The organism is Micromonospora sp. NPDC005206, assembly GCF_040608175.1.
Classification (GTDB): domain Bacteria; phylum Actinomycetota; class Actinomycetes; order Mycobacteriales; family Micromonosporaceae; genus Micromonospora.
Genome location: NZ_JBEXHU010000013.1, coordinates 136380 through 154744 on the forward strand (window position 1 = coordinate 136380; position 18365 = coordinate 154744).

The 18365-nt window shown below is 74.0% G+C and carries 16 protein-coding genes; 6 read left to right on the forward strand and 10 right to left on the reverse strand.

From position 1 onward, the window contains the following. Window positions 1-8: 8 nt before the first annotated feature. Entirely contained in the window at window positions 9-1058 is a 1050-nt protein-coding gene (locus ABZU69_RS21055) for a nitronate monooxygenase (protein WP_354966021.1), read from the reverse strand. A 4-nt stretch (window positions 1059-1062) separates the two neighbouring features. After that, window positions 1063-2184: a hypothetical protein gene (locus ABZU69_RS21060; protein ID WP_354966022.1), complete on the reverse strand. Its 1122-nt coding sequence runs from the start codon at window positions 2182-2184 to the stop codon at window positions 1063-1065. Between the two features lie 224 nt (window positions 2185-2408). On the opposite strand from ABZU69_RS21060, the gene ABZU69_RS21065 reads away from it, so the two are divergent. Next, complete coding sequence (locus tag ABZU69_RS21065; protein ID WP_354966023.1) at window positions 2409-3371, forward strand: hypothetical protein; 963 nt, start codon at window positions 2409-2411, stop codon at window positions 3369-3371. Window positions 3372-3476: 105 nt separating this feature from the next. On the opposite strand, the gene ABZU69_RS21070 is transcribed toward ABZU69_RS21065, so the two are convergent. Both ABZU69_RS21070 and ABZU69_RS21075 read right to left on the reverse strand, forming a co-directional pair. After that, window positions 3477-4385, reverse strand: coding sequence for a hypothetical protein (locus ABZU69_RS21070; RefSeq protein ID WP_354966024.1), 909 nt, complete (start codon window positions 4383-4385; stop codon window positions 3477-3479). Continuing rightward, window positions 4385-4906 (reverse strand): SigE family RNA polymerase sigma factor, encoded by a 522-nt coding sequence (locus tag ABZU69_RS21075; protein ID WP_354966025.1) that lies wholly within the window; start codon window positions 4904-4906, stop codon window positions 4385-4387. Before ABZU69_RS21075 ends, ABZU69_RS21070 begins: the two co-directional genes overlap by 1 nt. Window positions 4907-5098: 192 nt before the next feature. Between ABZU69_RS21075 and ABZU69_RS21080 the strand changes: the two genes are divergently transcribed. Continuing rightward, window positions 5099-5371: a hypothetical protein gene (locus ABZU69_RS21080; RefSeq protein ID WP_354966026.1), complete on the forward strand. Its 273-nt coding sequence runs from the start codon at window positions 5099-5101 to the stop codon at window positions 5369-5371. A gap of 41 nt (window positions 5372-5412) precedes the next feature. On the opposite strand, the gene ABZU69_RS21085 is transcribed toward ABZU69_RS21080, so the two are convergent. Both ABZU69_RS21085 and ABZU69_RS21090 read right to left on the reverse strand, forming a co-directional pair. Next, window positions 5413-6036: a hypothetical protein gene (locus ABZU69_RS21085; protein WP_354966027.1), complete on the reverse strand. Its 624-nt coding sequence runs from the start codon at window positions 6034-6036 to the stop codon at window positions 5413-5415. A gap of 82 nt (window positions 6037-6118) precedes the next feature. After that, window positions 6119-7387, reverse strand: a complete 1269-nt coding sequence (locus ABZU69_RS21090) for an Nramp family divalent metal transporter (protein WP_354966028.1) — start codon at window positions 7385-7387, stop codon at window positions 6119-6121. A gap of 220 nt (window positions 7388-7607) precedes the next feature. Here ABZU69_RS21090 and ABZU69_RS21095 point away from each other — a divergent pair, with 220 nt between their 5' ends. From ABZU69_RS21095 to ABZU69_RS21105, 3 genes are read left to right on the forward strand one after another with little or no spacing between them, the layout of a single operon-like run. After that, a complete protein-coding gene (locus ABZU69_RS21095) occupies window positions 7608-8015 on the forward strand; it encodes a GntR family transcriptional regulator (RefSeq protein ID WP_354966029.1) in 408 nt (135 codons plus the stop codon). A 20-nt stretch (window positions 8016-8035) separates the two neighbouring features. Further along, window positions 8036-8926, forward strand: coding sequence for an ABC transporter ATP-binding protein (locus tag ABZU69_RS21100; RefSeq protein ID WP_354966030.1), 891 nt, complete (start codon window positions 8036-8038; stop codon window positions 8924-8926). Next, on the forward strand, window positions 8923-9912 hold the full coding sequence (locus ABZU69_RS21105; RefSeq protein ID WP_354966031.1) for a transporter: 990 nt from the start codon (window positions 8923-8925) through the stop codon (window positions 9910-9912). Before ABZU69_RS21100 ends, ABZU69_RS21105 begins: the two co-directional genes overlap by 4 nt. 44 nt (window positions 9913-9956) lie before the next feature. On the opposite strand, the gene ABZU69_RS21110 is transcribed toward ABZU69_RS21105, so the two are convergent. Continuing rightward, window positions 9957-11045 carry a crosslink repair DNA glycosylase YcaQ family protein gene (locus ABZU69_RS21110; protein ID WP_354966032.1) on the reverse strand — a complete coding sequence of 363 codons (1089 nt, stop codon included), beginning with the start codon at window positions 11043-11045 and terminating at the stop codon, window positions 9957-9959. Between the two features lie 146 nt (window positions 11046-11191). Between ABZU69_RS21110 and ABZU69_RS21115 the strand changes: the two genes are divergently transcribed. After that, on the forward strand, window positions 11192-12802 hold the full coding sequence (locus ABZU69_RS21115; protein WP_354966033.1) for a hypothetical protein: 1611 nt from the start codon (window positions 11192-11194) through the stop codon (window positions 12800-12802). 66 nt (window positions 12803-12868) lie between these two features. On the opposite strand, the gene ABZU69_RS21120 is transcribed toward ABZU69_RS21115, so the two are convergent. From ABZU69_RS21120 to ABZU69_RS21130, 3 genes are all read right to left on the reverse strand, one after another. Then, window positions 12869-14164: an SWIM zinc finger family protein gene (locus tag ABZU69_RS21120; RefSeq protein ID WP_354966034.1), complete on the reverse strand. Its 1296-nt coding sequence runs from the start codon at window positions 14162-14164 to the stop codon at window positions 12869-12871. An 11-nt stretch (window positions 14165-14175) separates the two neighbouring features. After that, a complete protein-coding gene (locus tag ABZU69_RS21125) occupies window positions 14176-16956 on the reverse strand; it encodes an SNF2-related protein (RefSeq protein ID WP_354966035.1) in 2781 nt (926 codons plus the stop codon). Window positions 16957-17069: 113 nt separating this feature from the next. Continuing rightward, a complete protein-coding gene (locus tag ABZU69_RS21130) occupies window positions 17070-18275 on the reverse strand; it encodes an ROK family transcriptional regulator (protein WP_354966131.1) in 1206 nt (401 codons plus the stop codon). Window positions 18276-18365 lie beyond the last annotated feature (90 nt).

The following is an 18365-nucleotide window of genomic DNA, read 5'->3' on the forward strand; positions in this document are numbered from 1 at the left end:
CGATCCGGTCAACCCCAGCGGGTCGCCCGCTCCGCCGCCGCCGCCAACGCGGTCCGGGCCCCGGCGCTGACCTCGCCAACCAGCTCGGCGGCCGGCAGGTCCCGGGCCAGGGGATGAGCCTGCCCAGCCCACAGGTTCGGCACCGACGCGTCCCCCTCGCGCCGGGCGGCTGACAGCAACGGACGGGTCAGGTGCAGCACCTGCGGGTAGCCGGCGGGCGCCGCGGCATCGTGGCGGCGCAGGAAGTCGTTGACCACGCCGCGAGCCCGCTTGCCGGTGTACGCCCGGGTCAGAGCGGTCGGCGCGGAGCTGGCCACCGCCGACCGGTGCATCGGCGAACTCCCCGCCTCCGGGCAGCGCAGGAACGCCGTGCCGAGCTGCACGGCGGCGGCGCCGGCGGCCAGCACCGCGGCCACCCCGGGGCCGTCGACGACGCCTCCGGCGGCCACCAGCGGGCGGTCACCACCGGCGGCGACCAGCCGGAGCAGCGGCAGCAGCGCGTAGTCGTCGTCGTCCGGCAGGCCACCGCGATGTCCACCAGCCTCGGTGCCCTGCACCACCACGGCGTCCACGCCGATCTCGGCGGCAGCCGTAGCGGCGTCCGGCCGGGTGATCGTGGCCCACACCTCGGTGCCCCGCTCCCGCAGGGCGGCCACCGCGGCCCGGTCGGGCAACCCGAAGGCGAAGGACACCACCGGGACCGGGTCGGCGAGCAGCATGGCCAGCTTGTCCGGGTATCCGTCGTCGCCGCCCACCGGCTCGCCCAGGGCCACCCCGCGCTGGCCGGCGTGCGGGGCGAGCCGGTCGGCGTACGCCCGGATGGCGGCCTCGTCGACGGTGCCGGAGCCGGGCAGGAAGACGTTGACACCGAACGGCCGGTCGGTGTGGGCACGGACCTCCGCGATGTCGGCGGCCAGCCGGCCGGTGTCGATCATCCCAGCGGCCAGGAAGCCCAATCCGCCGGCGGAGGAGACGGCCGACACGAGCGCCGGCGTGGACGGGCCGCCGGCCATCGGGGCGGCGACGATCGGGTGGCGCAACGCGGACAGCACGGACATCCCGTCACCGCCGGGCCGTGTGTCGCCGCCACAGCACACCGGCAAGCCCGACCAGCGCCAGCAGCGTCCCGGCGACGGCCACCAGCGGCCAGGTCCGATCGCCCGCGCCGCCCACGTCCGCCGCCGCCGGGCGGACCGCGCTGGGCGCCAGCGGGCCGGCGGTGGTGGACTCCATCGGGCTTGGGGTGGCGGCCGTCCCCGTCGTGGCGGGATACCGCAGGATCGCCGGGTAGGTGCCCTGCGGCTGGCCGGCGGACTCGGAGACGGTGAGCAACGACCGGCCGTCCCGGCTGTAGGTGATCGACTCGCCCTGGGGCTCGTCCGGCAGCGGGGTGACCCGCGGGACGCCCTTGGTCAGCGCGGCGACCAGGTCGCCGTCGGGCACGTCGTACTCGAAGGCGTCGGCGTAGCTGCGCAGCACCACCCGACGCCCGTCCGGCGCGCTCGCCGCGCCGGTGACCACACCCCGGCCGAGAAAGGAGAACGGGTTGCTGGTCGTGGAGGCCGGCAGGGCCACCTGACCGACCGAGGCCAGCGGCGTCGTCGCCGCGGGACGCAGCGCGGTGGTCGGCGCGTACAGGAAGACCGTGCCGCTGCCCCCCTTGGTCACGATCAGCGGCCGGCCATCCGCGTCGAGCAGCAACGCCTCCGCGTCGTGCGGGCGGTCCGGGTACGTCATCCGGTGCAGCACCGGCTGGTCCGCGTCCGGCGCGAGCCGCCACAGCGCGATCGTCTCCCGCGTGCGGTCGTTGTCGCCGATGTCGGCGACCCAGATGGTGCCGTCCGGGCCGACGGCCAGGTCCTCCGTGTCGCGTGGTTGGGACGGGTAGGCGACCGTCCGCACCACCGCGCAACGGCGGTCGAGAAAGAAGATCCGGCGGCGGGCCTCGTCGTCGGCGCCGTCGTTGACCACCACGTACCCGTCGTCCGTGGCGACCATCCCGGACATCTCCCGGAGCCGATCGTCGCGCACCTGGCAGACCGCCGTTCCGGCGCCCGGCGCGCCGGCCAGCGCCGCGCCCGGCGCGAGCACCAGTGCCAGCGGCACCGCCCAGACGAGCAGGGTGGCCAGCGCTGTTCCCGCCCGGGCGTGCCGCCCCCGGGTCACCCGCGCCCGCACCCGCATCGCCCGCCCTCCTCGCCACGGCCGTGGCCGGCCGCCTCGCCCATCCTGGCCGATCCCGGCCACCGGTGGTGGCTATCGCGGGGATGACACCCACATCCTTGCCCATCCATAAACGATCTATCTATAGTGCCGGCACCGGCTGCGCCGGCTCACCACCGCCGCCGAGGCGCGACTGCGGCACCTACGCCTCCCGCCCCGCCTGACGCCGGACCCGAAGGATGGCCATGCCGACGACCGACCTGTTGGCCCGCCGGTACTGGCGGCTGCTGCGCCGCCGGCTCGGCCGCCCCGCCAGTTACAGCGTCGTCGCCTGGGCCACGCTGGCCGCGCTCATCTGCGGCCTCTTCGCCGGCGCGCTGGCCAGCCGGGTCGCCTGGGAGACTTCCCGACCGCAGCCCGACCGCGCCGAGGCCGGCGCCATCCTGACCGAGGTCTTTCCCGGACATGACCTGGGCGAGATCGACACCCCACCCGCGCTCTTCGTCGTGTACGGGCACCCCCTGCGGCTGAGCAACCTCAAAACCGTGCTGCTCGGCGACGGCGGCGAGTACCAGGAGAGCGCCACCGGCGTCACCTCCGTCGGCGCACCATCGGTGCCGGCCGAGCAGATCGTCACGGTGGCCCGGCAGCGCCTGCGCGAAACCGGCTGGCGGCTGTACGACCCCGTGGTGGTCGAGGACACGATCTGCTCGGACAAGCTGTGCGCTACCCCGATGGTGAGCACCACGACCACCATGCTGGCTCGGCGCGGCGACACCATCCTGAACGCCTCCATCCCCTCACAGACCACCGGTGACGGCACGTACCTGTCGGTCGAACTGCACCGCGCGCCGCCGCCGGCGGTGGTCCCCGCCGGGGTGATCGGCGCGCTGCTGGGCGCGCTGGCCGGGTGGCTGGTCTTCGGTTGGGCCAGCCGACGCACCGAGGAACGCCTGGGCGGCGGCACGGCGAAATTCCTGTTCGGCGTCACCATGGTGCTGTGGTGGCTGCCGGTGCTCCTCGCCGCGCCCCAACTGCTCAAGCACCACCTCGACGAGCCGCACCCGGCGTGGCACCCGCTGTGGGAGTGGCTGGGCCAACTGGCGGCCTCGCTGCTCTTCCTGGTCGGCGCGGTGTGCGCGCTGCTGGCGCTGGGGCTGGCCGCCGCATCCCGCCGCGACCGGTCCCCGGTGACGCTCACCGACTGATCCGCCGCGACATCCACTGAGGACCCGACCGGCCAATGCCGGCTGACGCACTGCCCGCCGCGCGGTGCGGCGGGCAGTGCGGGGCCGTGACCTAAGGCCTTTCGGTCAGCGGGCGACGATCACGTTCGTCGGCTTCTGCACCCGCACCGGGACGCCGTAGTCGGACAGCTCCAGGGTCAGCCGCTGATGCGATTCCATGGTGAGCCCACTCTTGGGGCTCTTCACCCCAGCCTTGATCCGGGCCTTGTTCGACGACAGGTAGGTCACCGTCGCGACGCGGCCGTCCGCGCCGACGGTCACGTCCCCGACCAGCGTTCGGGTGCCGGCGCTGTGCTCGTCGTCGTAGGAGCGGGTGCTCTCGAAGTGGTACCGGCCGTCGCCGGTTCGGGTGATCTTGGCGTGCGCCTCCCGTAGCGCCGCGAACAACTCCTTCGGATCGGCCGACGCGCCGGCCGCGCCACCGAGGACGTCGCCGTACTCCAGATAGCCGTTGTTCGGCTCCTGCTTCCAGGTCGCCGAGCCACTCGATCCGACATAGAACGTCCCGTTGATCATCCGCTGGTAGTAGGCCCCTCCACCGGGTATGGAGGAGGTCAGCCAGCCGGTGGAACGGTCCGGGTCCCAGGCTGCCTCCGCGGTCCCCCCGGCGTCCGGGTCCTCCCTGCTGCCGACGGTGATCTTCAGGCGGTAGCTGACGGCCTCGCTGGCGGTGATCGCCGAGGCCAGCTGGAGCTGTGGCGAGTCGGCGCTGGCCACCGGCGGCGGGTTGCCACCCGGCGCCGAGGCACCCGGGGCGTTGCCTCCCGGCGCCGAGGCGCCGGGCCCACCGATCGCCACCACCGCGGCGAGCGCCCCGGCCAGGCCCATCACGCCAGCGGCGTACGAGGCTCGCCGCACGGTGACCCGTCGCCCGTGCCGCCGGGTCGCCGCGCCCAGCACGTCCGTGTCGAGCGCGAGGCCCGCCACCTCCTGGCGCATTCCGATGGTCAACTGCTCTTCGATGTCGCTGGTCATCATTTCGCTCCGTTCGAGGCCGGGACGTCGTCGACCGTCCAGGCGGCGGTCACCTCGCGGAGGCGGGACAACCCCCGGGAGGCGGTGGACTTGACGGTGCCGATCGAGCAACCGAGGATCTCGGCGGCCTCCGCCTCGCTGCACTGCTCCCAGTACCGCAGCACCAGCACCGCCCGCTGCCGGGGCGGCAGCGTGGCCAGCGCCTGCATCAGCGCCTGGCGCAGGTGCAGCGCCTCGGTGCCGTCCGGCTCGCCGGGCGGCTCCACCTGGGCCAGCACCTCCGGGCGGCGTCGGCGGCTGCGCCACTGGTCCACCGCGAGGTGGTACAGCGTCCGGCGCAGGTAGCCCTCCTTGTCACCGTGCACCCGGCTCCAGTGCCGCATCAGCCGTTCCAGCGCCGCCTGCACCAGGTCCTCGCCGGCGGCTCGGTTGCCGGTCAGCAGTACCGCCGTCGCGAGCAGGGCACTGCCGCGATCGGCGACGAGCGTGTCCAACCCCTCGAAGCGTTTCTTCCACCGCACGGGCTCTCCTTCCGTCGCAACCAAGGACGACGGCTCCGGGGCACAGGTTGACTGCCGTCCGCAACTTTCCGCACGCCGGGTGTCGGCCCACGCCGGGTGTCGGCCACCGCGCAGCGATGTGGCGTGAATCGGACGGTGACGGGTAGGCAGCGGCCCGGCGGCATGTCGACACCCGCCGGGTAGGAGACCGCGATGAGCACGTACCGGGACGAGCAGAGTGATCCAATTCCCCCGCCCGAGGCGGACGCCCTCGAGCAACGGCAGGACGCGATCGACACGGGGCCACCGGACCGCATGTCGGGTGATGTGGACCCGGAGGCGTCCGAGGCCGACCTGGCCGAGCAGGGCGCGCTACCGGCGGGCACGCTCGACGAGGCGACGTCGCTTCCGGCCGATGCCAACGCGGCGGACGCCCTCGAACAGCGTCAGGCGATCCCCACCCGCGACGAGGGTCGGCGGACGTGACCGGGCCGGCCGTGGCCGGTTGAGCCCCGCCCGGTCGCGGCTCAGCCGAGTGCCCGCAGCCTGCGGTTCCACCAGCCCGGCCGCTGGCCGGCGATCGCACGCAGCCGCCAGTGCTCGGCGTGCTGCGTGACGATGAGCAGCGGCACCAGGCCGAGCGCCAGCAGCGGCAGGTAGCGCGGGGCCGAACGGTTCTCCCGCAGCAGCGCGCCCAGGGCGGCCGCGCCCGACACGTACAGGATCGGGTTGTAGTACCGCATCAGCTCCGGCCCCATCCCCTCGCACTCGCGCAGCCAGGGCACGCCGAGGCGGGTCCGCCGGCCGGGCCAGCCGCGCAGGTGGGCGATCACCGCGGCCAGCCCGACGCCGTTGCCGACGGCGAAGATCCGGTCGCTGGACGCCGGGCGGGTACCGGCCGCCCGCCACAGCGTCCCGGCGCCAAGGGTCCACAGCCCGGCGGCGGGCACCGGGCCCAGGACGGAGGCCGCCGGCATGCCGACACCGGAGCCCAACTCGAAGAAGACGTGCGCCGCCAGCCCCGCCGTGGCGAGCCTGGTCAGCGGCCGCCGGGCCGCCCGATCCGGTCGTACCCGGCCTCCGCCCGTCCACCCGATCCGGTACGACCCCACGGCAGGACCCTTCCCCAGTACGGCAGCTCGGCTCGTCACCGGTCACTCCCCCGGACCAGCCCGATCGCGGTACCCGCTCCGACCCGGCCTACACGCCACGGTCGGCACCCGCCCGACCGGCTCAGCCGGTGACGACCTGCCAGAGCAGGAAGGCGTTGAGTGCGACGACCAGGGCGGCCACCAGGGACGCGGCGGCGGTGGTGAGCGGATGGTTGACCAGGTTGCCCATCAGGTCCCGGCGGCGGGTGAAGGCGACCACCGGGATCAGCGCGAACGGGATGCCGAAGCTGAGGATGACCTGGGACAGCACCAGGGCCTGGGTCGGGTCGAGGCCGATGGCGAGCACGGCCAGCGCGGGCAGCAGGGTGACCAGCCGGCGCAGCAGCAGCGGGATCCGGCGGCGCAGGAAGCCCTGCATGATCACCTCACCCGCGTAGGTGCCGACACTGGTGGACGCGAGCCCGGAGACCAGCAGGGCGATGGCGAAGCCGAACGCCGCGGCGGTGCCGATGGTCTGGCCGAGGCCGGCGTGCACGCCCTCCAGGCTGTCGGCGCCGACCGGGCCGCCGCCGCGGAAGCTGGCCGCGGCGATCAGCAGCATGGCGAGGTTGACCGCGCCGGCGGCGGTCAGCGCGAGCAGCACGTCGGCGCGTTGACCGCGGAAGAGCGTACGACGCTCGGTGTCGTCGGTGGCCGGGATGCGGTCACGGGTGAGCGCGGAGTGCACGTAGATGACGTGCGGCATGACGGTGGCGCCGAGGATGCCGGCGGCCAGCAGCACGCTGTCGGTGCCCTGGAGCCGGGGCACCAGGCCGGCCACGGCGGAGCCCGGGTCGGAGCCGGCGGCGAGCAGGTTCGCCGCGAAGGCCAGGACGATGACGCCGAGCCCCACGGCGATGGCGATCTCGAAGGCGCGGAATCCACGCGAGCGCAGGGCGAGCACGGCGAACGCGGCGGTGCCGATGATGATCCCACCGGGCAGCAGGGGGATGCCGAAGAGCAGGTACAGGGCGACGGCGCCGCCGATCACCTCGGCCAGGTCGGTGGCCATGGCAACCAGCTCGGCCTGCACCCACATGACCCGGTTCACCGGCTTCGGCAGGCGTTCCCGGCACAGCTCGGGCAGGCTGCGCCCGGTGGCCAGGCCGAGCTTGGCGGTGAGCGTCTGCACGAGCATCGCCATGAGGTTGGCCACCACCACGACCCAGACCAGCAGGTAGCCGTAGCGGGCGCCGGCGGCCGAGTTGGTGGCGAAGTTGCCGGGGTCGACGTAGGCGACGGCGGCGACGAAGGCCGGGCCGAGCAGGATGAGCCGTCCGCGTAGCCGGCCCCGAGCGCGGGCTACCTGGAGCGGCGTCGGTCTCGACGTCGTCAGTTCGCTGGTGACCATCGAACACCTCCTCATCCAGACGGATCACGTGCCCGTTCCCTTCCCGGCCGGTTGACCCGTCGGTGCCACCTCCTGGCCTTCCGGTGCCAACACCCCCCGACCAGCCCGGCGACCCACGCGTTCGGGGCAACTCCGCGGGCCTCTCTTGACAGCGGTCCGGCTCCCGGTGAAGCTGTCTATTAGTCCTACTGTCGTAGGACAACAGGGAGGATCGTCTCGAGTGATCGAGTTTGTGCTGGACAGCCGGTCGAAGGTGAACACCTACATGCAGCTCGTGCAGCAGGTGAAACAGGCGCTGCGGGTCGGCCTGCTGGTGCCGGGCGACCAGTTGCCAAAGGTCAGGGACGTCGCGCAGTCGCTGGCGATCAACCCGAACACGGTGCTGAAGGCGTACCGGGAGTTGGAGATCGAAGGTCTGGTCGGCGGCCGACCCGGGGTGGGCACGTTCGTCCAGCGCACCCTGGCCGGCGCGTCCCTGCCCAACCAGGCCGAGCTGCGCGAAGACCTCGTCGCGTGGCTGCACCGGGCGCAGTCGGCCGGCCTCACGGCCGAGGACGTCGTCGCCCTGGTGGAGACCACGCTGCGAGCCACCCTCGCCGACGACGCCCCTCAGAAGGAGCCCGCGTGAGAGGAACGAGAGGACAGAGGATGGACATGGTCTTGGAGGCCGACCGGCTGGGCAAGCGGTACGGCAGCACCTGGGCGCTGCGGGACTGCTCGCTGCACCTGCCGGCCGGCCGCATCGCCGCACTGGTCGGGCCGAACGGGGCGGGCAAGAGCACGCTGCTGCACCTGGCCGTCGGGCTGCTCAAGCCCGACGCGGGCACGGTACGGGTGTTCGGCAGATCGCCGTACGGAGACACGGAGGGCCTGGCGGACATCGGGTTCGTCGCTCAGGACACCCCGCTGTACCGGGACTTCACCGCCGCCGAACTGGTCACCGCCGGCGGCAAGCTGAACCGCCGGTGGGACGCGCCGCTGGCCCGTACCCGGCTGGCGCAACTCGGCATACCGCCGGACCGGCCGGTCGGGAAACTCTCCGGCGGGCAACGCGCCCAGGTGGCGCTCGCCCTGGCGCTGGCCAAACAGCCCCGGCTGCTGCTGCTCGACGAGCCGGTCGCCAGCCTCGACCCCCTCGCCCGACGGGAGTTCCTCCAGTCACTGATGGGCAGCGTCGCGGACTCCGGCACCACCGTCCTGCTCTCCTCACACCTGCTGGCCGACCTGGAACGCGTCTGCGACTACCTGATCGTGCTCAACGCCGCCGAGGTGCAGCTCGCCGACACGGTCGACGATCTGGTGGCCGGCCACCGGCAGCTGATCGGACCCCGGCACGAGGGCGGCCCGATCGGGGGCGTCGCCGCCGTCGTCCGGGCCAGCCACACCGACCGGCAGTCCACGCTGCTCGTGCGCACCGACGGCCCGGTCACCGATCCGGCCTGGACGGTCCGCGAGGTCGGCCTGGAGGACGTCGTCCTGGCCTACCTGGCCGACGGCAACACGCAGACCAGTCACAGCGAGTGGGGGGTGCCGGCATGATCTGGCTGACCTGGCGGCAACACCGCAAGCAGGCGTTCTTCACCCTGCTGGGCTTCGCGGCGCTCGCCGCCCTGATGGTGCCCATCGGCCTGTCGATGCGGCACACATACGCCGACCTCGGCTTGGCCGACTGCGCGCGCCAGCTGGCTGACCCGAACGTGGCCGCGGCCACCCGGGACGGCTGCGACGCGGGCTTCCACCGCTTCAGCAACCGCTACGGCAGCCTGAACCTGGTGGCCGTGCTGCTGCTCACCCTGCCGGTGCTGGTCGGCCTGTTCTGGGGCGCCCCGCTGGTCGCACGCGAGGTGGAACACGGCACCCACCGCTTCGTCTGGACCCAGGGCGTCGGCCGGATCCGCTGGGCGCTGGTGAAGTTCGGGCTGGTCGGCGGGGCGACGTTGCTCGCGGCGGTCTGCTACGGCCTGGGCATGTCGTGGTGGGTCGACCCGCTGACCCAGACCGCCCACGAGGGTCGGCTGGGCGTGATCGTCTTCGACCTGCAGGGCGTCGCCCCGATCGGGTACACCCTCTTCGCCGTGGCGCTCGGCATTTTCGCGGGCACGGTGTGGAAGCGGATGCTGCCCGCCATGGGCATCACCCTGGCCGGGTTCATTGGCGTACGGGCAGCCGTGGCGGTCCTGGCACGACCGCACTACCAACCCGCCAAGACCCTCACCTTCCCGATCGAAGGGGTCACCGAGCCGCAGACCGAGCGCGGCGGTTGGATCCTCGCCCAGGGCGTCCGCAACGCCGACGGGACGATGGTGGCACCGGACACCCGGATCCAGTGCCCGCCGGGTGGCAAGGGACCGGACGGGCGGGCCTGCGGCTCCGAGCTGGGCATCGAGCCGGGCGCGTACAACTGGCAGCTCTACCAGCCGGCGGACCGGTTCTGGCTGTTCCAGGGCATCGAGACCGGCATCTTCGTGGCGCTGGCCCTGCTCCTGCTCTACCTCGCCGTCCGCCGGGTGCGCCGCATCGCGTAGCTCGGGTCGGGTGGTCGCCGGGCCACGGGGCCGGCGACCACCCGTCAGCGCAGGCCCTCGGCGGTCAGCTCGAGCCAGCCCGCGAGGTCGTGCAGCTCGTCGTGCACGGCCCGGGTCACGTCCCGGCTGAACGGCAGGTCCTCGTGGATGGCGTGCACCGTGAGGGCGCCGCGCCGGCGGTCCGCCGTGGCGTCGACCTTTCCGACCAGCCGGTCGCCGTGCAGGATCGGCAACGCGAAGTAGCCCCACCGTCGGCTGGCCTTCGGCTTGTACATCTCCAGCACGTACTCGTACTCGAACAGCTCCGCGAGGCGGACCCGGTCGTGCACCAGCCGGTCGAAGGGCGACAGCACCGCGGTACGCCCGGTGAAGGGCTGCCCGAGCGCGGCCGGGTCCACCCGCCAGACCCCCGGAACACCCTCGACAACCGCCTGTTCACCGGCCGCGCCGACATCCGCCGGCTCGCCGGGGACGACCACCGCCCGCCCCCGGGCGATGCCCAACGCCCGCAGCCGCCGCTCGTTGCGGAGCCGCAGCGCCTGTTCCAGCGGGACGACGGGGGTGTCGGGCGGGTAGACCCGCTCCGCCACGTCCCAGAGTCGCTGCCGACCCTGACGGCCGGCGATCGCGACCTCCCCGCGCAGGACCAGGAACTCCAGCATCTGGGTGACGTTGCGGTTGTTGGTCCACCCCGACGACGGCCACGGCGCCACGCACGTGTCCGGGATGTCACGGGAGAGCAGCGGCCCGGACCGGCCGAGCAGATCGAGCACGTCGCGGCGGAACGAGTCGTTGGCGCGCAGCCACTCACGCTGCCGCTCGTGACTCGGCGAAGCCGCCATGGCGGCGAGGTAGAGCCCCAGATCGTCCATCGGCCGCACCATCGCGTGATGCTCGAAGAGCGACCGGTCCCGCTCCAGCGCCCGCGGCAACTCGGCCGGCTGGTAGGACGAGCCGAGCCGGCTCCAGGCGACCAGGTCCGCGTTCGGCGCCACGGCAGCCGTCGGGTCGATCTGCAACAGCGTCAGCTGACGCACCACGGCCAGCAGGTCGGTCGGCCGCGGCGCGGCGAGCAGCTGGGCCCGGACGGCGATCCGTCGCGCCTGCGCCCGGTCGAGTTGGTGTACCACCACGCCGCCGAGCCTAGCGGCGCCCTCCGACGAAGTCGGATTCCGGCCCGTCGCCAACGCGACTGAACGTGCCGGTCCGATCACGATCAGTGCTCCGATGTGGACCGCAGGGCCCGCGTCCCGCGGGCCGCAGGGATGGGAGCGTACGCGTGAAGTCCAGAATCCTCCGTCGGGTCGCCGCGTCGGCCGTGGCGCTCGCCTGCGCCGCGCTGGGCGCGGTGGCACTGCCGGCCGCCCCGGCGGCCGCCAGCCCGATCCGCAACGCGACCGCCTGGTCGGTGCTGCTGTGCAAGTTCAGCGACAAGCCGGCCGAGCCGAAGACGCCGGCGCACTTCGCCAACTTCCTCACCGCCGCCGGGATTGGCACCGGCGGGGTGGCGGACTACCTGGCCGACCAGTCCGGTGGGCGCGTCTCGCTGGTCGGCTCAGTGGTCCGGGGCTGGTACACGATGCCGTACACCCTCGCGCAGTTCCAGTCGATCGACCGGTGGACCCGGATCCAACGCTGCGTGGACACCGCCGCGGCCGCCGGCTACGGGGTGCCCGCCGGCAACCGGATCGCGGTCATGCTCAACGACTGGGTGGACTCCGGGGCGGCCGGCGGCCGGGTGCTGCTCGACCCGGGCGCCTGGAACGTCGACTTCGCCGCGCACGAGATGCTGCACGGCTACAACCTGGGCCACTCGTTCTCCAACGACACCACGTACCAGAACGCGCCGTGGTCCCAGCCCGGCGAGTACGACGACCCGTGGGACGAGATGAGCGCGATGCACATCTACGCCTTCGGCACCGCGAACTACGGCACCAGCGCGGTCGGGCTCAACGGGCCGCACCGTGACGAGCTGGGCTGGCTGCCGAAGAACCGGGTGTTCACCATGGCCGCCGACGGGGTGGGCTCGCGCACCCTCACCCTGGCGCCGCTGGAGGTGCCCGCGGCGAGCGGCCCGCAGCTGGTCCGGATCCCGTTCGACCCGGCCGATGCGTTCCACTACTACACCGTCGAGTTCCGCCGGAAGACCGGCTGGAGCGCCGGCATCCCGGGGGACACGGTGCTGCTGCACGAGGTCCGCAACGGCACCCCCACCCTGCTGCGCACCGGGCCCGGCGGCGGACCGGCCCAGTCGCTCAACGCTAACGGCGTGCAGATCGGCGTGAACTGGGTGTCCGGCAACAACGCGTCGGTGACGGTGACCACCGACGTGGTCAACCGCTGCCTGCAGGGGTACGTCTGGCGGGAGGCCCGCCCCGGTGACCTGGTCTGCGTCACCGGCGCCACCCGCAGCCAGGTGTGGGCGGACAACGCCGCCGCGCCGAGCCGCTGGGTGAACGGCCCGTACGGTCCGCACACCTGCATCGCCGGCTACGTGTGGCGCGAGGCGTACGCCGGGGACGACGTCTGCGTCACCGGCACCCAGCGCAGCCAGGCCGCCGCGGACAACGCCGCCGCCGCGTCTCGGCGCAACCCCGCCCGGTTGGTGTCCGGCCCGAACACCTGCGTCAGCGGGTACGTCTGGCGCGACGCCGACCAGTCGGACTACGTCTGCGTGACCGGCACGACCCGTTCCCAGGTGCTCGCGGACAACGCGGTCGCCGCGAGCCGCTGGGTCAGCGGCCCGTACGGTCCGCACACCTGCGTCGCCGGCTACGTGTGGCGCGAGGCGTTCCTCGGCGACGACGTCTGCGTCACCGGCACCCAGCGCAGCCAGGCCGCGGCCGACAACGCCGCCGGGCCCGGCCGGGTGCTGCGCCCCGCGGGCTGACCGCTGGCGTCCCGATCGGGCGGGCATCCCCCGCCCGATCGGGTGCCGGCACGAACACTGAGCCGGTCACCGGAGGTCGCTGGGCCGGTCCGGTGGCAGGTCGAGCAGGGCGTCAGCCGGGTCGGTGCGGGGCGGACCCGCCGGCCACCAGGCACCGCCGTGGCGCCGGAACGGATACCAGTGCCCATCCCGGCCGTAGCGCACCTGGACGTCCCGGCCGACGGTCCATCGGTTGCGCCAGGTCCTCACCTCGTCGTTACCCGTCGCACGCAGCGTCTCGGTGACCTGGGCGGTCACCTCGGGTGGCGGGGTGAACACCGCGTCCAGGACGTCGACGCCGGCCGTGCCGCCGTACTCCCAGGCTCGAATGGCCCTGGGCAGGTCGGTCGCCCGGCCGGTGGCCTCGGCCAGGCGTTCGACCGCCGGCGAACGCGGCGCGCGGGCCGCCAACCGGGCGGCGTCCGGCCAGGCGTCGGGCGTCGGCGCGAGCAGTTCGTCGCGGGTGGCGGCGAGCAGGTGCCGCGCCCGGGACGCGGCGTCGGCGGCGAGCAGCCCGAGCGCCTCGGCGTCGACGCCGGGAGCGGAGTGCCCGGCCAGGAGTGGGGTGAGCGCCAGCGGTTCGCCCGAGACCGGCACCGGTGGGCCGGGCAGCGGCGCCGGGGTGGCGGCGTACGCCTCGTCCGCTCCGGTGCCGGCCGGGGCGGCGTCGTCCGCCACCGCGAAGCGCCGCCGGGCGTTGCGCCGGCGCAGCTCCTCCACCAGTTCGGCCTCGGCCCGCCCGCGCATCAACAGCAGCACGAACGGGTCGCGGTCGAGCAGCCAGGACGTCTGGTAGGCCAGCGCGGCGGCGTGCCGGCAGGGCTGGTCCCAGGAGGGGCACTCGCACTCCGGTTCCAGGTCACCGTAGCCGGGTAGCAGGCGTACCCCGGCGTCCTCGGCGGTGTCGACCAGCTCGGGTGGCATCTCCCGGTCGAGCAGCGCGGCGATGTGCCCGGCCTTCGCGGCGAGCGCGTCGAGCAGCCGGTCCCACTGGCGGTCGGCGAGCGGGGCCACGCGTATCACCGTGTCGTGCGGAGTCTCCGGGTCGCCGTCGTGCACTGGTGCGGAGATCCGGCCCGGGCTCACGGTGATCGGGCCGACCTGGCCGGCGGACGCGTACCGACGGCCCCGGCTCAGCTGTCCACGGTCGAGCGCGGCCCGCTCCATCGCGTCGATCCAGGCGGTGCCCCACCAGGTGGCGGCGAACGTCCGGCCGATCCGCCGGTCGGGCCCGAAGGCCGGGAAGCTGCGGGCCCGACCGTCGTCGCGGACCGGCTCGGCGTCGTCGTCCCACGGGTCGTCGAAGTCGGGGTCGCCAGTCACGTCCGGGCTCCTCATTCCTCGCCGCCGAGCCGGACGAGACGGAGCAGCTCGGCGTCGGACAGCTCGGTCAGGGCGGTCTCGCCGCCGGTGAGCACGGCGTCGGCGAGCGCCCTCTTGGACTCCAGCAGGGCGGCGATGCGCTCCTCCAGGGTGCCCTGCGCGATCAGCCGATGCACCTGCACCGGTCTGGTCTGCCCGATCCGGTGGGCCCGGTCGGTGGCCTGCTCCTCCACCGCGGGGTTCCACCAGCGGTCGTAGTGGATGACGTGGTCGGCCCGGGTGAGGGTCAGGCCGGCGCCGGCCGCCTTGAGTGACAGCAGGAAGACCGGCACCTCGCCGGCCTGGAACCGGCGGACCAGCTCCTCGCGCTGCGGCACGGGCGTGCCGCCGTGCAGCAACTGCGCCGGTACGCCCCGCTCGGCCAGGTGTCGGGCCAGCAGCCGTGCCATCCGCACGTACTGGGTGAACACCAGCGCGCCGCCGCCCGCGGCGAGGATGGTGTCCAGCAGGTCGTCGAGGAGGTCCAGCTTCTCCGACCGGCCGCGCAGCGGGCCGCGCGGCTCCTTCAGATAGTGGGCCGGGTGGTTGCAGACCTGCTTCAGCTCGACCAGCAGCTTGAGCACCAGGCCACGGCGGGCGATGCCGCCACCGCTGGCCCGGATCTCGGCCAGCACCGCACCGACCACCTTCTCGTAGAGGGCGGTCTGTTCGGCGGTCAGCGGGACCAGGTGATCGGTGACCGTCTTCGGGGGCAGCTCGGGGGCGATGCCCGGGTCCGTCTTGCGGCGGCGTAGCAGGAACGGGCGGACCAGCCGGGACAGCCGCGCGACGCTCGCGGAGTCCCGGTCCACCTCGATCGGTCGGGCCCAGGTCGCACGGAACTGCCCCGCCGCGCCGAGCAGGCCGGGAGTGGTCCAGTCCAGGATCGCCCACAGGTCGGTGAGGTCGTTCTCCACCGGAGTGCCGGTGAGCGCGATCCGGGCACGCGCCGGAATCGTCCGCAGCGCCTTCGCGGTGCCGCTGAGCCGGTTCTTGACGTACTGGGCCTCGTCGGCGACCACCAGCCCCCAACGCTGGCCGGCCAGGGCGTCGGCGTCGAGTCGCATGGTGCCGTAGCTGGTCAGCACGATCCCGTCGGTCAGCTCGGCCAGCGACCGGGCGGTGCCGTGGAAGCGGCGCACGGACGTGCCGGGGGCGAACCTGCGGATCTCCCGTTCCCAGGTGCCGAGCACCGAGGCGGGGCAGACCACCAGGGTCGCGCCGGCGGTCGCCCGGTCGAGCTGCCGGCGCAGGTGCAGCGCGACGACAGTGACCGTCTTGCCGAGGCCCATGTCGTCGGCGAGGCAGCCACCGAACCCGAGCGAGGCCATCCGCTCCAGCCAGCGCAGCCCGCGCAGCTGGTACTCGCGCAGGCGGCCGGCCAGCCCTGCCGGCGGTGTCAGCGGCTCCGGCCCGCCATCCGGGTCGCCGAGCAGTTCGCACAGCGCGCCCAGCCAGCCGTCGGCCACCACGTCGACCCGCTCGCCGGCCACCTCGGTGCTGGCGGCCAGGGTCGCGGCCAGCGCGTCGTACGCCGGGCGCGGGGGAAGCCGCCGCTCGGCGGCCTTGCGGGCCACTGCCGGCGGGACCAGGACCCACCCGTCGCGCAGGCGGACGATCGGCTGGGCAAGGGCGACCCGGTCCGTCTGCTCGTCGGTCAGCGGGACCCCGGCGAGGGTCAGCTGCCAGCTCAACGGCACCGGCGCGGCGGAGCGGAAGAACGCCGCCGGGTCGGCGGGCTGCTCCGGTGGTGAGCTGACCAGCACCCGGGCGGCGAGCGCACGCGAGAGCCGCGGCGGCCACTCGATGTCGATGCCGGCGGCGGCGAGCCGGGCCTCGGCGCCGCCGAGCAGGTCGACCAGGTCCTCGTCGAGCAGCTCCAGCTCGACCGGCGCGGCCTCGTCGAGGAGTCGCTCCAGCGGCTGCCACAGTGCGGCCGCGCGCCGCACGGCGAGCATCGCCTCCACGGTGGCCCGGTCGCCGAGGCCGTGCTCGTCGCCCGCCCAGAGGGAGGCGGCGTCGCTGACCAGGGTGGGGTCGGCGAGGCTGCGCAGCCGGACGACGGCCGTGGGCACGGTGGCGTCGAGATCCCCCCGGATCTCCACCCGCAGGGCCATCCGCAGGCCGGTGTCCACCCCCACGGAGACCTGCCCGGCCCAGCCGCGCAACTCCTCGGCCCGCTGGGGTTCCGCGACGGTGAACCGGGGGTCGCCGGCGAGCCACGGCGCGGCCGGGGTGCGCGGCAACGTGTCGGCCACCGCGTCCAGGAACGCGCGGACCAACTGCTCCGGGTCGGGGAGGACCAACCGACGCGCGGTGGGGTCCAGCGGCACCGCACGCGCCTCCGCTGGCATGGCGGCGGCCAGCGCTCGGATCCTTTGCACGTCGGCGACGTCGAACGGGCCAGCCCGCCAGGCGTCGTACCCCTGCGGGGACACTCCGGGCAGGATCCGCCCCCGGGCGGTGAGGTGCAGCGCGGTGACCGCGACCGCCGACCAGAACGCGGCGGCCGGGTCGAGCACGTCGGTGTCCCGCAGCGCGGCGAGGCCGCGCACGGCGTCGCCCACTCCGATGGTGCGGACCGGCACGGTCTCGAGGACCATCCGGCCGTCACGCGGCAGGGCCAGCCGCAGTTCGCCGCGCTGCCCGAGGCCGGTGAACCGCTCGGTCAGTGCCTCGCCGGCCGGGTGGTGGACGTGAACCGCGCCGGTCCGGGGTGGGTCGCCCGGCGTGAAGACGACCGTGAACCGCAACTGTGCCTCCCGACCGGTCGGGGCGGTGCTGCCCCGACATCTCTAGCGTACAACGTACGACAGGCATATGCGGGGCGTCGCGGGTGGATCGGCACGGAGACCGTGTTCGCGTACTAGGCCTGATCGTCGGCGCTCAACTGACCCGCGACGCCGACGTTCAGCGGGTCGGCCAGCAACTTGTCGAAGGCGAGTTCGGCGGCACCGATCAGGACGGCGTCCCGGCCGAGCGCCGCCGCCTCCAGCCGCAGGTGCTCGCGGGAACCCGGCAGCGGCATGGCACCCAACCGGCTGCGGACCGTGTCCGCCCCGGCGATGAAGATGTCGCGCAGCGAGCCGCCGAACACCACAGCGTCCGGGTTGACCACGTTGACCAGGTTGGCCACGCCGAAGCCGAGCCAGTCGGCGACCTGCTCGACCGCCTCCCGGGCGGTCCGGTCGCCGTCCGCCGCCGCGCGCAGCACCTCGGCCACTGCCGCGCGGTCGCCCGGGTCCCGACCGGCGTGCCGCAGCAGCGCGGCCTCGCCGATCTCGGTCTCCCAGCAGCCGCGGGAGCCGCAGCCGCAGGGCAGCCCGTTCGGGTTGACCACCATGTGACCGACCTTGCCGCTGTGGCCCCGGTGCCCGATCACCAGCCGGCCGTCGACGATGATGCCGGCGCTGATGCCGAGGTCACCGTGCAGGTAGATGAGGTCGTCGATGCCGGCCGCCACGCCGCGGACGTGCTCGGCCAGGCCGGCGATGTCGGCCAGGTCGCCGGCCACGAAGCCCGGGCCGACGGCGAACTCGGCCTCGAGCGCGACGCCCAGAGTCTCGTCGACGCCGGCGATCCGGATGCGACCGTCCGCCTCGCAGGTGGTGTCGGTGACCGCGACCGCGCCGCCGACCAGCAGCGCGTCGGCGGCCACGGAGCGTTCCATGTCGCGGACCAGGTCGGCCAGCGGCCCGACCGCGTCGACCGCCGTCATGCCACCGGGTCGGGCGACCTCGCGCAGGTCCAGGATGCGACCACCCAGGCCGATCCGGGCGGCGCGCAGTCGGTCCGCGTCGATGCTCAGCGCGTGGGCGTAGACCCGGTCGGAGCGCGGGCTCACCACCAGCGAGGGCCGGCCTGCCCGACGGGCGGTGGTCGGCGCCTCCTCGGTGACCAGGCCACTCGCGACCAGGTCGGCCGCGAGAGCGCCGATGGTGCTGCGGTTGAGGCCGAGTCGGCTGGTCAGCTCGGCCCGGGACGTCGGCCCGTGCAGGTGGACGTAGCGCAGGACGGCGCCGAGGTTCTGCCGCCGGATCTCCTCCTGGCTGGCGCCGGGGACCGCGGGCAGCGGGGATTCGGAGTTGCGGCCGACGCCGGCTGGCCTGGCCCGGACTGGTGATGCCACGGTCAGACCTCCTTCCGGATCGGTACCGGCTGG